This window comes from Bacillus sp. FG16 (assembly GCF_057809515.1).
The window spans coordinates 12,769-26,341 of the sequence record NZ_JBMDKC010000005.1 but is presented as its reverse complement, the minus strand read 5'-3'; the positions used below and the strand labels follow the sequence as shown (position 1 = coordinate 26,341).

The window sequence follows — 13,573 nt, the reverse complement described above, 5'->3', positions numbered from 1 at the left end:
TTTTGAAAGAGGTGCTAATTAAATGTTAGGTTTACCGCATGGGAAAGTGTTTTTAGTGCCGTGGACTGAAGAATGGGAAATTGAGTTTATGAAAGAGAAACAAATCATTGAGGAACAAATTGGCGAACATATTTTAGCGATACACCATATTGGTAGTACTTCTATTCCAGATTTAAGTGCAAAGCCAATTATTGATATAGCAATAGAACTAAAAAATAATGCAGTTGGCATACAATGTATCGCAAAGTTGGAACTACTAAATTATAAATACAGAAAAGATGTCTTGCCTGAAAGATACTATTTTAATAAAGGAGAGCCACGAACTCATCAAATTCATATGTATGAACAAGGAAATAAATATTTAATAGAACAATTACAATTTCGAGATTACTTAATAGACAATAAAACTGCTCGTATACAGTATGAACAGTTAAAAATTCAACTTTCACAAGCTAATCCTACTGATAAACATAAGTATGCGGAGGATAAAACAAATTTCATTACATTCATACTAGCTAAAATAAATGATTGAATGAAGAAGACCGAATTTCATACACAGAATAAGAAACCATGTATTCCTAAGTAAATGGTTTCTTATTCATTAGTTATCTCATTATTTGTACTATCAATTTTTTATTATACAGCAGGTGGAACGAAATAAAATAGTATTGAGAGCATCAATATAAGTGCAACCATTCCCGTTATTGAAAGTATATACTCTTTTGATTCTCTATCATACTTCCATTCCATCCATGCTCTTAAAGTCCAAGATATTCCTAAATAAGTGAACATGACATAAGCCATTTTAGAATTTTCAAATTTAAACATATAATAACAACTACCTATTACATAAATAATAATAAGCCCTATTTCTAATTTTACATGTAAACTATTCACATGCTTATATCCAAAGAAGCCTCTTTTCTCCATATTCAATTTTTTTCTTAAAAACTGTTCTAAAAAGTAACCACCTATACCTAGTCCAATAATAATAATCAAAATTGTAGAGGTCCCCATTGTTATCCACCTCCTATTCCTTTATTTATTTTTAGAAATAAAGTGGACTATATTTCGGTTATTCTCTTCTAAACAACTTACAATTCCTTCAGGATATGTTGGTTTCTCCTTTAATTCGTCTAGACTTTTCCAAATTAATATAATATCCTCATGCTCTTTATGCCTTATTTCATTTGTAATTATCTCTTCAACCGTTCCCCAATGTATCAATGTACAATGATGTCCTATTTCGTTGTTCCATTCGAAAATATGCTCATTTTCAGCGGCTAGTTCTTGAACATCAATCTTCAAATCGTATTCTTCCATTAATTCTCGTATTATTGCTTCTTTTGCCGTTTCACCAAATTCAATAGAGCCACCTGGAAAACGATAAAATGTTTCTCTTAAATCACATTGTACAAGTACTTTAGAATGATTTTCATTTAAAATCATTGCTTCAGCACGTAATTTAGCCATTTTCATTTTTTCTCCCCATTCATTCCACATATAATTAAATCCAATAGCTATAAAAGAAAAGGTTAACCATAATTCCTGTTATTACTAATAGCGGAACCGTTCCTAAAGAAATGACATATTCCCTCGATTCTTTATCAAATTTCCACTCCATATATGATTGAAAGCAGTATAAAGTTATTAAAAATAATATGGGTAAATTACTAATATAAATGGGATTTAAAGTAGCGCATATCATCGTAACAATTATATAAGAAATGATAAGAGCCCTAGTACCCCATTTATGAGAGTTGTTTACATATTTACTATTCCAGTCAGTCTGTTTCGGTATATTTAATTTTTTTCTCACTACTTTTTCCAAAATAACTACAAATATGATCCATAATACTAATAAAATTACTTTAACTAAAAACAGTGATGTCTCCTCCTTTACCTTTTATCTGGCTGGTCACTCGGATACGTAGCATTCTCTTTGTTTTCAACGTCCCAACTAATAATTGTCGCACTATCTCGTCCGAATTGATGATGAACGTGCTCTAATACATGATGAACACTTTCTTCAAGCTCTATTATATTTCTATTCATATCATTATACAGATTTAATGGTGTTTCATAGTGTCGTTCCCCGCACTCTAATACTCCATCTGTGACCATTACAATTCGGTTCTTTCCAGTACGTAATTCACGAATGCCTGTTGAATAGCAAGGGACTGGTAAATGAAATGTGTTTATATTTCCAATCCATTCATAAAAATGACGCTGATTTAATGCATATTGCCCTAACTTATGTAATTCTTCATGAAATACATAAATGAGGCAATCGCCAATAGATAACCACCATATATAATTTTCTTTTCTTACACATATTAAGCAAGCTGTTTCACCTTTAATCTTTTGACACTTTTCTTTAAATGAAGAGGACTGAAAGATTGTAAGTATATGATTTTCAACAGATCGAAATACAGTATCAATCGATTCATTCATCATTACTTTTATATTTTCATATTCTTTTTGGATTGTATTTACTACTAAATCAACACTTTCCGCACTATTATGTCCATCTAAAATAGCTGCAAATTCCCAATCATCATTTGACCAAACTAACGCGCCATCTTCGTTCTTTTTTGCTCCAGCGTTTATATTACCGCCATATATACCGAGTACGATATCACCATATTGTTTTACTGAAACTTCGTCTAAACACATCTTCTTATTTCCAACCCATGAGTATTGTCTATTATTTGTTGTATGCATATTCACTCACCAACCTTTTCATATATAATATCATAAAAAAAGGAAAAACAGGATTTATATTCCGAAAATTCATTCTTTTAATCAGGTAATTTTTGAAATAAATTTAATACTCACTATTTCTTCAAAAACGCAATCCCAATTATAATCCCAATCACAATTCCGATTACTAAATTATTTGTAAAGTGCCCTTGAAATACACCGATTACAACCCCTATACCGACACCTATTGCCAAAGCATCATTTCTTTTTTTATTTTTAGCCAAAATTGCATCTCCTCCCATCATTTCTCCCTAAACAACATGCATTCACTTAAATGTATTAATATACGCACTATCTCGCTTGAATCTTTTCAAAAAATGCACTTTAACTTCATATATAATATTTTCCATTTTCTGTACATACTCCTTTTATAATGAAAAAATTTCAAGTAACCATTAAATATATATAGGCATTTACTATAAGAAAGATCCGTAATTTATTGAAGGAGGAACGATTCAAATGCATCCTCATTGGAATCCAAATATAAATCAACAGTATGTTTATTCCCCCCATCCTGTAAGGAATACATTGCATCATGATTCACAATATATGATGCAGCGCATCGCTAGCCTTGAAAGGCAGTTAGCTAAATTAATCTCATTAATCGAAGAAAATAATCAATTAATTAAATCCATGGAACAACAGCAAAACCAAGTTTGTGCACCAGCTGGAGGTTCTGTTATCGTTCGTATGTAAACTGGATGCAATAAAAAACACACTTTGTAGTATAAAAGTGTGTTTTTTGGTCATTATTTTCTTTTCGTATGGAACCCTTGTGTAATTCGGTCTAATATAATTGCGATTACTACGATAGCTAATCCAGCTTCAAATCCCATTCCGATATTAACTTGTGTTACCGAGCGATATACATCAACTCCAAGTCCAGGAGCTCCTACAAGTGACGCTGTTACAACCATCGATAACGAAAGCATAATACTTTGGTTCACACCAGCCATAATCGTTCCGGTTGCAAGTGGTAATTGTACTTTAAATAGTTTTTGTGATGCAGTGGATCCAAATGCATTCGCTGCTTCAATTAAATCTTCTGGAACTTGTCTAATTCCTAAGTCAGTAAAACGAATTGTCGGTGGCATTGCAAAGATTACTGATGCAATAATTCCAGGTACTACACCTACTCCGAAAAATGTGATCGCTGGAATAAGGTATACGAATGCAGGCATTGTTTGCATAAAATCTAATGTTGGTTTTAAAAATTTTGAGAAACGTTCATTTTGAGATGCTAATATACCAATTGGAATTCCGACAATAATTGAAATAATAACTGACGTAAGTACGAGTGCCAATGTTTGCATCGTTTGTGCCCAGTAGTTAATATTCAAAATAAATAATAATCCAATAAGCGTAAAAATGACTAAAGATAGTTTCCTCGTTGTGTACCAAACGAGGAAACATAAGATAATAATCATCAATATGGCAGGTATTATTGTTAAAAAATTAGTGAGTAAATCAACAAATCCTCCGATAATATAAGAGAATCCTCGGAATAATCCTTCAAAGTGCTCATATAAACTTGCAACAAATGAGTCGACCCATTCCCCTAATGGAATACGCGGTATACTATTCATCGTCTTTCACCTCTTCCTCAATGTTTCCTGCAAGAGCTTGAATGACACTTTCACGTTTAATAATTCCTCTTAGCCTTTTCTTCTCATCGATTACTGGTAACGGATATTTCATCTCCGCCATTTTTGCATACGTCTCTTCCAGTAAAGTATCTAAATACACATGTGGAATATCATTAAGTAATAAATCAGCAATCGGCCACTGTTTTTGTACTGCCTTACTCGCATCATCCGCAGTTAATATACCTAAAAACTCATACTTTTTGTTTACAACATATACAGTTGAAACACCAGCATTCCTCATAATTTGAAGGGCTACACGAGGCCCACGATCAATTAATAAAGTTTCTGGTCGTTTTAAAATAGACTCCGCCGTAATTACTTTTCCTAAATTCACGTCCGCAACAAACTTTTCTACAAATTCATTAGCGGGGCTCATCATAATTTCTTCTGGCGTTCCAATTTGGACAATTTCTCCATCTTTCATTAATGCGATACGATCTCCAATTCGAAGCGCTTCATCTAAATCATGCGTAATAAATATAATTGTTTTTTCCATTTTATCTTGTAACTCTAACAATTCATCTTGCATTTCTTTTCGAATAAGTGGATCTAATGCACTGAATGACTCGTCCATTAGTAATACATCTGGATTATTCGTTAGTGCCCTTGCGATTCCAACGCGCTGCTGCATACCACCACTAAGTTGACTTGGATAGTTATCTTTATGATGATCGAGTCCTACTAACTGTAGCGATTCTAACGCTTTTTTCTCTCGCTCTTCAACCGGAACTCCTTGTATTTCTAAACCATATGCAACATTTTGTATAACCGTACGATGCGGAAATAGAGCGAACTTCTGAAATACCATACTCATTTTCGTTCTTCTTACTCTCCGTAACTCTTCTTTTCCCATCGTTGCGATGTCTTCACCATCTATGTATATATGACCTGCGGTTGGTTTAATCAATTGATTTAACATACGAACTAGCGTAGATTTCCCGCTACCAGACAAACCCATAATAACGAAAATTTCTCCAGAGTATACTTCAAACGTTGCTTTTTTCACACCAACGTTCATTCCTGTCTCCTTTAAAATTTCCGATTTATTTTTTCCTTCTTTCAATAAGGAAAGGGCTTTTTGCGGATGTTTCCCGAATACTTTTGTTACGTTTTCAACACGCACCTTTGTATTATCCATGTCACTACTCCTTTTCTACCCATCTATTCACATAGTGTTGCGATTTTACAAAGAAATATTACATAAAAATGACATTCATAAGATTTCTTTAAAATTCTCGTTTCCGTTCATAATAAGAATGCTTACTTATACATTTATTTTATAAGGCAAACGTTACTTAGGAGGTTTTCGATGCGAAAGAAAATTTGGTTTATATGCCTTGCATTATTTATTACTATGATTTTCACTTCATGTAATGCAACAAATGCAAATTCGAAAGGAAAAATTAAACTTGGTGTAACAAGTTGGAAAGAAAATATTGCAACTGCAAACATGTGGAAAGTTTTATTAGAAGAAAAAGGCTACAAAGTTGAGCTTATGTATTTAGAAAAAGCTGCAATTTGGACTGGTGTTGCTCGTGGTGATGTTGATGCGAATTTAGAAGTATGGCTACCTGTTACGGATAAGCCGCTAAACGATCGTTATAAAGATGATATTGTCTTAAAGTCAAAATGGTACGAAGGTACTGGACTTGGTCTAGTCGTACCTTCTTATATGAAAAACATAAACAGTATCGAAGATTTAAATGCTTATAAAGATGAACTAGATAATAAAATTGTCGGTATCGAACCCGGTAGTAGTCTTATGAATTTAACGAATAAAGCAATGAAAGAATATGATATAAAACTAAAACTTGTCCAATCCTCAGAAGCTGCGATGATGAGTGAACTAAAAAAAGCATATACGAAAAAGAAACCAATCGCTGTTACGCTTTGGAATCCGCATTGGGGTTTTTCAGAATTTGACTTAAAATATTTAAAAGACCCTAAGAAAGTATATGGTGAAAAAGATGACATTTATTACTCCGTTCGTAAAGGTTTCGAAAAAGATCACCCAGATGTTATAAAATACTTTGATAAATGGAAAATGAACGATGAACAGCTCGGTACGTTAATGGTCATGTTAAATAAAACAAAAGATCCTGAAGAAGCTGCGCGAAAATGGATTAAAAAAAATCAAGCATTAGTTGATGAATGGGTAAAGGATTAATAGAAAGGCTAGAGAATTAACATATCCTCTAGCCTTTTTCATCTTATTTTTTCGTAACAACATCATCTACAATCCCATATGCCTTCGCTTCTTCTGCAGTCATAAAATAATCTCTTTCTGTATCATGTGCTACTCTTTCAATCGGTTGGCCTGTTTTTTCTGCAATCATTTTATTAATATCATGCTTTAACTTTAATATTCTTTTTGCTGTTATTTCAATTTCTGTCGCTTGCCCTTGTGCACCACCAAGCGGCTGATGAATCATAATTTCACTGTTAGGGAGCGCAAATCGTTTTCCTTTTGCTCCAGATAATAATAGCAATGCACCAAATGATGCCGCAAAGCCCATGCACAGCGTTTGCACATCTGGTTTAATTAAATTCATCGTATCTAATATTGCAAAACCTGCTGTCGTTGAACCGCCGGGGCTATTGATGTATAAGAATATATCTTTCTCTGCATCTTCTGCTTCTAAAAATAATAATTGAGCTACGACACTACTCGCTACTTGATCATTAATTTCTGAACCAATAATAATAATGCGGTCTTTTAATAACCTTGAATATATATCATAGGAACGTTCTCCTAATTTTGTTTGTTCTACTACATATGGAATTGCATTCATTTTAAATCCCTCCAATACTTGTTATGCTGCGCAAAGCATACAACTGTAGGAAGAAGGTTGTTTCACATTAAATAGTAAGACTGGCTGTTTAGATGGTAACTTAGTAAAATCTATTGACGGAAGCAGTTTCGTTAATAATTCCGGTCTCTCTTCTCGAATAGACGTTACTACAACTTCCATATCATCTGTGAATTCGACTATCTCGACCCCTTCTTCACTTACAGTTTTCAGCCTATTTCTACTCCGAAATAAAGAAGCTTTCACTGCACCTTCTGATACAGAACACACTTTAGCAATATCAGCGATACTATATTGAAAAACATCTTTTAATAATAAAATTGCGGATTGCTGTACATTTAATGAAGACAATACTTTCCCTACCATTTCATGCAAATCTGCAATGTTCTCATGTGGTTCTTCAAAAGTGATTTGTTCTCTGATTTTTTCATGAACAGACTTAGACTTCATCTGATCTAACCAACGATTTCTTGCTATTTTATAGACGAGTGTCATACAAATATCTTTATTTCTATATTTTTGAAGCACTTTACACACTGTTTCTTGGGCGAGATCTTCCCCATCCCATTTGTTTTTCGTTAAAAAAGTACAGTATCTTTTTAACTCTCCATATTGTTCAATTAAAAAGTTTATATTTGAATGATTCATATCGATACGGTTCTTTAAAACATGAGTTACTTTTGTGCACAAAATAACCACTCCTTTTCAGCGCTTACTTAATAAACGATTCAACATTAAAAAAAGTTACGGGGATATAAAAAAAATAATGTTTATGTTCAATAATTCGCGGTCATAAATATGTTATGTACAATTTTACGTGAGGAGGAACAAATTTGCCAAAATTAACAATTGAAGGTGCGGGAACATTTGATGTAAAAGAAGGAACGAAGTTAGTATTAGCAATTGAAGATAGCGGTGTCAACATTCTTCATCGTTGCGGCGGGAATGCACGTTGCACAACTTGTAGAGTAGAAATACTAGCAGGTGATTTCTGTGAAGCGAGTGCGAATGAGAAACATGCAATGACGGAAAAAGGGATTGAAGATCATTTACGATTATCTTGTCAAATGCGTGTACATAAAGATATAGTCGTTCGTCCGGTACTTACAGTTGAAAATTCAGGTCTTGATGCTGGGCCACGTCCCGCGGAGTAAAGCGATGAATTTAAAACAGCTCGCTGGCGAATATGCTGCTAACTTTGTAAACGATGGCATGAAGATTGGGCTTGGTACTGGTTCTACTGTATATTGGACAATACAAAAATTAGGTGAGCGTTTAAAAGAAGGATTATCATTTCAAGCTGTACCGACATCAAAAGAAACTGAAGCATTAGCACATCAACTAAATATCCCCCTAATTTCGTTAAACGACGTACAAAGTCTTGATCTTACAATTGATGGAGCGGATGAAATTGATTCAAATTTACAACTTATAAAAGGCGGTGGCGGTGCATTACTTCGTGAAAAAATCGTTGCCTCTTCCTCTAAAGAACTAATTATCATTGCTGATGAATCGAAACTTGTAACACATTTAGGTACTTTTCCATTACCTATTGAAATCATCCCTTTTTCATGGAAACAAACCGAAAATAAAATTCAGTCTTTAGGATGTCAAACAACATTACGTTTGAAAAATAATGAAACCTATATAACCGATAACAATAACATGATTATCGATTGTATATTCCCTAATCATATTTCTAATCCTGCCCATTTACACACTCAATTAAAAATGATTACTGGTGTAGTTGAAACAGGGTTGTTTATAAGTATGACGAGTAAAGTAATTATCGGCGCTAAAAATGGGATAAAGGAATTGTAATAAAAGCTAACTTTTTAAAGTTGGCTTTTTAGTGTGTTCTTTTTCTCTTGATAGCGCTTTATTATGATATACTATGAAAACACATCATACTAGAAAGGACTGAACATTTTGCAATCCAAACTTATAACAGAACTTACTGATTTAGAAACTGCCTTTCATATTCGAAAAGAAGTATTTGTAAAAGAACAAGGTGTCCCTCTTGCAGATGAATTCGATACATTCGATGAAATCGGAGAGCAATGTAAACATATTTTAGTTTATTATAATGAGCTTCCTGTAGGTACAGGGCGTATACGATTTGTTGATGGCTTCGGAAAATTAGAACGTATTTGCATTTTAAAAGATTATCGTACATACGGATTAGGTAAAGTCATCATTCAAACGTTAGAAGAAATTGCTCGTAACGAACAAGCTACAAAAGTGAAACTACACGGGCAAACACATGCTGAAGGATTTTATAAAAAATTAGGTTATGAAACTTCTTCTGATATATTTATGGAAGATGGCATTCCGCATATACTTATGACGAAAATGTTATCATAATAAAAAGGGTAGTGTATGAATCTTATGTATTCATACACTACCCTTTTTTATTAATAGAAAAGTGAATTCTCAAGATTCCCTTTTTCATCAAAGCCCATCATCTCTTAGTTCATATCTAGGTAAAGCTTACACTGTTTTCCATAATGATAATGCATAAATCCAGTTCGGATCACCATTTCCTTGATAACTCTGGACTGCTTCATATACTTTTCCTTCGTGTAGAACTCTATCTCCCTTTTTATATGCTTTTTTTGCATCCCACGCTTCATATGAAGCGCTTTCAGTTTTTGTAGTAATTGTGAATATATCACTCTGTACGGATTCATTTCCAGCTACATCAACAGCTTTTACTACATATTTATAAGTAGTATTAGCGAGCAGATTTTTATCCATATAAGAAGTTGTATTGGATGTTGCAATCTTTTTCATTGATCCTTCTGTTTCTCTATAAATATCGTAATGGTCTACACCAATATTATCGTCAGATGGACTCCACATTAAATCCACACTTGACGCTGTCGTTCCCATACTATGTAATCCTTTTGGTTGTGTTGGTGCTTCTGTATCAGGAATCTCAACTGTTGTTTTTACTGTAAGCGCTGTACTTTCCTTCGATACATTGCCAGCTGCGTCAATTGCTTTTACAGTATAAGAGTATTCTGTGCTTGGTTGTAATTTCTTATCAATAAAATGAGTGCCTATTACTGTATCAATCATCTCTCCGTTACGGAAGATTTGATATCCTTTTACCCCTACATTATCCGTAGAAGCGTTCCATGTTAGTTCTACACTATTTGCTGTTACTTTTTGCGTCTGAAGTCCATTTGGAATACTTGGCGCTTCTATGTCTGGTTTCACATCATTAATAAGATTAACATCAATTACATTATAGAATGCATTTGCTGTATCAGCTACATCCCATACTGCTAAAATCACATGATATCCACTACGATCAGTAGGTACATTGATTTTATGAGTTAAATTATTTGAAGCTGCAGAACCATCATGTTGTACAGTTCCAATTGGTTCGAAATCTGCTCTTGTTAGCGCTTTATTTGGATTCCACCCTTTTTTAGTAATATAGTAATGCCACTTACTCGTTAAGTGAGGCGCAGTATACTTCCAAGTAAATGTATTTTCCCCACCAGTGATTGTATTTTTAAACCAACGATTTGCTGTTTGTTGATCTAAAATACCACCAAATTTTCCGCCTGCTGAAGCAATTTGTCCATCTACTGGACCACCTTGTGGGAACCCTTTTGGAGCTTCTAAACTTTGTGGTTCATACATAACACTTCCACAGTTTACATTTAGCGCACCATAAGTTGAACTACATAAAGCGGATCGGCTACCGGGCTTTTCAACAAAACCGTGCGCATAAGCATTTTGAGGAATAAGTGTCGTACTAATAATTCCAGCTGTTAATGCTACAGCTCCTAAACTTTTTTTGTTCATTTTCATATTTTGTAGTTGTTTTAAAAATCGATTATTCATGTTCATGTCTCCTTCTTGTTATACTTTGTAGTGGAATGTGGGCTTTGATGTAAAAGAATAACAAGAGACAAACTTGTACCGATGTATGTGTTAATTATGCATACACCGCAGTGAAAATATATTTTTTTCTTGTGAAATATTTCACTTTATGAATATATCATGACATAGAAATCGCCAAAACATGTGCAGAAGTTGTGCAGAAATAGTGAAATTATTACTAACACGTAAAACTAAGTCCTAACATTTTAAAATACAATTTGAATATATTTATCTATCATCTTTACTTCATAATTAACAATATATTTAACTGGTTAACTTTTATTCTTATACTTATATCTTTCAGTGCCTTAGTTTTAACCATACTAGATATTAAAAATAAGAATTATAAAGTTAAATAAAAAGCATCCTATTTAGATGCTTTTCTAATGTATAATTTCATTTTTTTCACTGACCTACAAATATAAAAATTTCATCAACAGCTTCCTTATATCCACCTGATTTTTGGAAAAATTCCTTCAAATTCAAAGCAGCTTCTTTATATGAAGGATTATTTAAAATTAGTTCCACATTTTCACGTAGTTGCTCTTCAGTTAATTCCTTCATCTGTAACTGAACTCCCGTCTCAAGACTCTCCACTTGCTTTGCGACTACTGGCTGATCTGCACTTTGCGGTATTACAACGAGCGGAACCCCGTTATACAGTCCTTCATGCGCACTGTTCATCCCGCCGTGTGTAATAAATAGTTTCGTATATGTAAGCAGCTCAGTTTGGGGTACATAGTTTTTCACAATGAAGTTTTTAGGGATTTCGCCTAGATCACTTATTTTTGTTTTATTACCAATAGACATAACAATTGTATGCTCACTATTCTCAAAGGCCTTCATACACAGTTTATAAAAGTCAATCGCTTCATTAAAAACAGTACCTAATGAAATATAAATCGGACTTTTTTCTTCAATCGAAGTAAAATCAACGTCTCTGTTTTTCATTTGTGTAGAGATAGATGGTCCTACAAATTTATATGTTTCATCAAACGTATCACCAAAAGGCTGGAACTCCTTAATTGTATACACAATAGTAAGGGGTGCAGGATTACAGAAAACTTCATACGATGATTTTATTTCAACACCATATTTTTCAGCAATTCCCTTCGTTAAGTTTTGAAAATCATTCTGTATTTTATCATGAATTTCTACTGGGATATTTTTTGACAGATGACCTAACATTTGCTCAAAAGATTTTTCATCCTGCGCAAAAGATGTACATGAATTTATGGATGGCAATTTAAGAATTTGAGCAATTAAGTGCCCACAGCCAAACATAGAATCATGAAGTATGTAATCAAAATGTTCACCTTCAATTTGTTCTAGAACATTAGGTATAACAACATCTGCTGTATGTAGAAGACCGTTTATTCTTTCCTGTAAATAATTTCTGCCTCCAGATAGAAACGCTTTTATAAATTTTTGATCGTCAATCGTTCGTACAGTAGCACCTGTCTTCTCAATTCGTTCCCTAAAAGCTTCTATTGAAAAATAAACGACCTCTTCACCGCGAGAAATCAACTCTTCTACAACTGGCAAAGTTGGATTTATATGTCCTTCTGATCCAGCGTTAATAAATAAAACACGCGCCATTATAAACACTCCTTACGTTAAATCATTTCTATGTTGGAAAGGTACGGATTCTCTCCATACTCTTTTCTTAGTTGTTCGTATCATATTCCTGCTAAATTGACCTAGCGAGTCTAAAACCGAGATCATCTATATGAAATGTAGGATGGCTTCGACGACGACAAGTAGCGCCGCACCCTCTCGCTGTTTCAGCCCAACTACCACCACGAAAAATACGGTATGATCCGTACACTGTTTCATCATACAAATCATAACACCATTCCCAAACGTTCCCTAGCATATCATAAAGTCCCCATGCATTCGGTTCTTTTTGGCCAACGTCATGAATCTCTCCATTTGAATTTTCATTATACCACGCTATATCATAAAGTTTCCCGTATGTATATCCGGTTGTACTTGCTTTACATGCATATTGCCACTCTGCCTCAGATGGTAATCGGTAGCCATTTGAATCTAAATTACATTTCACAATTTGACCACCATCACTAATAGAATAATATTCTTTTAATCCCGCTTTTTTTGAAAGTACATTACAAAACGCAATGGCATCGTTCCATGAAATATTGACAACTGGTTTATGATTTTTATCAAAATTATTTAATGTACTATTTGTAATAGCATCATATAGTTCCATTGTTACAGCATACTTTGCAAGAAGAAATGGTTGAATTTGTACTAGCCATTCTTTTTTTATTCGATCATCTCTTAATACTACCTCTCCAGCTGGAATATTGACCATTAATGAATCGATTAGTTGAATTAAATCGTTAGTCATTTTCTATTCCTCCAAACGTTCATTTTATATGAACTTAAAGTCATATACTCATTACAAAATGCATTTTTCAAAAAGCGTTAAATTTT

18 protein-coding genes are annotated in these 13,573 nt (G+C 33.6%); 6 read left to right on the top strand and 12 right to left on the bottom strand.

Annotated elements, in window-relative coordinates; translation table 11 throughout:
* Positions 1-22 precede the first annotated feature (22 nt).
* Positions 23-532 (top strand): GrpB family protein, encoded by a 510-nt coding sequence (locus ACODS7_RS03405; RefSeq protein ID WP_088115347.1) that lies wholly within the window; start codon positions 23-25, stop codon positions 530-532.
* Positions 533-636: 104 nt separating this feature from the next.
* Here the strand turns inward: ACODS7_RS03405 and ACODS7_RS03400 are convergent, their stop codons facing one another.
* The 5 genes from ACODS7_RS03400 to ACODS7_RS03380 form a co-directional block, all read right to left on the bottom strand.
* Positions 637-1,017: a DUF4181 domain-containing protein gene (locus ACODS7_RS03400; RefSeq protein ID WP_029442532.1), complete on the bottom strand. Its 381-nt coding sequence runs from the start codon at positions 1,015-1,017 to the stop codon at positions 637-639.
* Positions 1,018-1,038: 21 nt separating this feature from the next.
* Positions 1,039-1,479, bottom strand: a complete 441-nt coding sequence (locus ACODS7_RS03395) for an NUDIX domain-containing protein (protein WP_243168214.1) — start codon at positions 1,477-1,479, stop codon at positions 1,039-1,041.
* Between the two features lie 28 nt (positions 1,480-1,507).
* The gene (locus tag ACODS7_RS03390; RefSeq protein ID WP_080990794.1) at positions 1,508-1,831 is read right to left on the bottom strand and encodes a DUF4181 domain-containing protein; all 324 of its coding nucleotides are present in this window, start codon (positions 1,829-1,831) and stop codon (positions 1,508-1,510) included.
* A 68-nt stretch (positions 1,832-1,899) separates the two neighbouring features.
* Entirely contained in the window at positions 1,900-2,724 is an 825-nt protein-coding gene (locus ACODS7_RS03385) for a PP2C family serine/threonine-protein phosphatase (RefSeq protein WP_080990795.1), read from the bottom strand.
* 113 nt (positions 2,725-2,837) lie between these two features.
* Positions 2,838-3,005 carry a glycine zipper domain-containing protein gene (locus ACODS7_RS03380; RefSeq protein ID WP_000508401.1) on the bottom strand — a complete coding sequence of 56 codons (168 nt, stop codon included), beginning with the start codon at positions 3,003-3,005 and terminating at the stop codon, positions 2,838-2,840.
* Between the two features lie 217 nt (positions 3,006-3,222).
* On the opposite strand from ACODS7_RS03380, the gene ACODS7_RS03375 reads away from it, so the two are divergent.
* Positions 3,223-3,459 (top strand): hypothetical protein, encoded by a 237-nt coding sequence (locus tag ACODS7_RS03375; protein ID WP_224980252.1) that lies wholly within the window; start codon positions 3,223-3,225, stop codon positions 3,457-3,459.
* Between the two features lie 53 nt (positions 3,460-3,512).
* On the opposite strand, the gene ACODS7_RS03370 is transcribed toward ACODS7_RS03375, so the two are convergent.
* Both ACODS7_RS03370 and ACODS7_RS03365 read right to left on the bottom strand, forming a co-directional pair.
* Positions 3,513-4,349: an ABC transporter permease gene (locus ACODS7_RS03370; protein WP_029442536.1), complete on the bottom strand. Its 837-nt coding sequence runs from the start codon at positions 4,347-4,349 to the stop codon at positions 3,513-3,515.
* Positions 4,342-5,547, bottom strand: coding sequence for a quaternary amine ABC transporter ATP-binding protein (locus ACODS7_RS03365; RefSeq protein WP_050843913.1), 1,206 nt, complete (start codon positions 5,545-5,547; stop codon positions 4,342-4,344). The genes ACODS7_RS03370 and ACODS7_RS03365 overlap by 8 nt, the downstream gene beginning before the upstream one ends.
* Positions 5,548-5,718: 171 nt before the next feature.
* On the opposite strand from ACODS7_RS03365, the gene ACODS7_RS03360 reads away from it, so the two are divergent.
* Positions 5,719-6,576 (top strand): glycine betaine ABC transporter substrate-binding protein, encoded by an 858-nt coding sequence (locus ACODS7_RS03360; RefSeq protein WP_243168215.1) that lies wholly within the window; start codon positions 5,719-5,721, stop codon positions 6,574-6,576.
* A gap of 43 nt (positions 6,577-6,619) precedes the next feature.
* Here ACODS7_RS03360 and clpP read toward each other — a convergent pair whose 3' ends face one another.
* Both clpP and ACODS7_RS03350 read right to left on the bottom strand, forming a co-directional pair.
* Positions 6,620-7,201, bottom strand: coding sequence for an ATP-dependent Clp endopeptidase proteolytic subunit ClpP (gene clpP, locus ACODS7_RS03355; RefSeq protein ID WP_000991610.1), 582 nt, complete (start codon positions 7,199-7,201; stop codon positions 6,620-6,622).
* 21 nt (positions 7,202-7,222) lie between these two features.
* Positions 7,223-7,909: an RNA polymerase subunit sigma-70 gene (locus ACODS7_RS03350; RefSeq protein WP_000337521.1), complete on the bottom strand. Its 687-nt coding sequence runs from the start codon at positions 7,907-7,909 to the stop codon at positions 7,223-7,225.
* 143 nt (positions 7,910-8,052) lie between these two features.
* Here ACODS7_RS03350 and ACODS7_RS03345 point away from each other — a divergent pair, with 143 nt between their 5' ends.
* From ACODS7_RS03345 to ACODS7_RS03335, 3 genes are all read left to right on the top strand, one after another.
* Positions 8,053-8,373, top strand: a complete 321-nt coding sequence (locus tag ACODS7_RS03345; RefSeq protein ID WP_001125388.1) for a 2Fe-2S iron-sulfur cluster-binding protein — start codon at positions 8,053-8,055, stop codon at positions 8,371-8,373.
* A 4-nt stretch (positions 8,374-8,377) separates the two neighbouring features.
* Entirely contained in the window at positions 8,378-9,040 is a 663-nt protein-coding gene (gene rpiA, locus ACODS7_RS03340; RefSeq protein ID WP_243168216.1) for a ribose 5-phosphate isomerase A, read from the top strand.
* A gap of 108 nt (positions 9,041-9,148) precedes the next feature.
* Positions 9,149-9,583, top strand: a complete 435-nt coding sequence (locus ACODS7_RS03335) for a GNAT family N-acetyltransferase (protein WP_243168217.1) — start codon at positions 9,149-9,151, stop codon at positions 9,581-9,583.
* 126 nt (positions 9,584-9,709) lie between these two features.
* Here the strand turns inward: ACODS7_RS03335 and ACODS7_RS03330 are convergent, their stop codons facing one another.
* The 3 genes from ACODS7_RS03330 to ACODS7_RS03320 all read right to left on the bottom strand — a co-directional run bounded on the left by ACODS7_RS03330 (position 9,710) and on the right by ACODS7_RS03320 (position 13,487).
* Complete coding sequence (locus ACODS7_RS03330; RefSeq protein WP_001065160.1) at positions 9,710-11,077, bottom strand: lytic polysaccharide monooxygenase; 1,368 nt, start codon at positions 11,075-11,077, stop codon at positions 9,710-9,712.
* Positions 11,078-11,521: 444 nt separating this feature from the next.
* Positions 11,522-12,715, bottom strand: coding sequence for a macrolide family glycosyltransferase (locus ACODS7_RS03325; RefSeq protein ID WP_243168218.1), 1,194 nt, complete (start codon positions 12,713-12,715; stop codon positions 11,522-11,524).
* 91 nt (positions 12,716-12,806) lie between these two features.
* Positions 12,807-13,487: a formylglycine-generating enzyme family protein gene (locus tag ACODS7_RS03320; RefSeq protein ID WP_043935625.1), complete on the bottom strand. Its 681-nt coding sequence runs from the start codon at positions 13,485-13,487 to the stop codon at positions 12,807-12,809.
* Positions 13,488-13,573 lie beyond the last annotated feature (86 nt).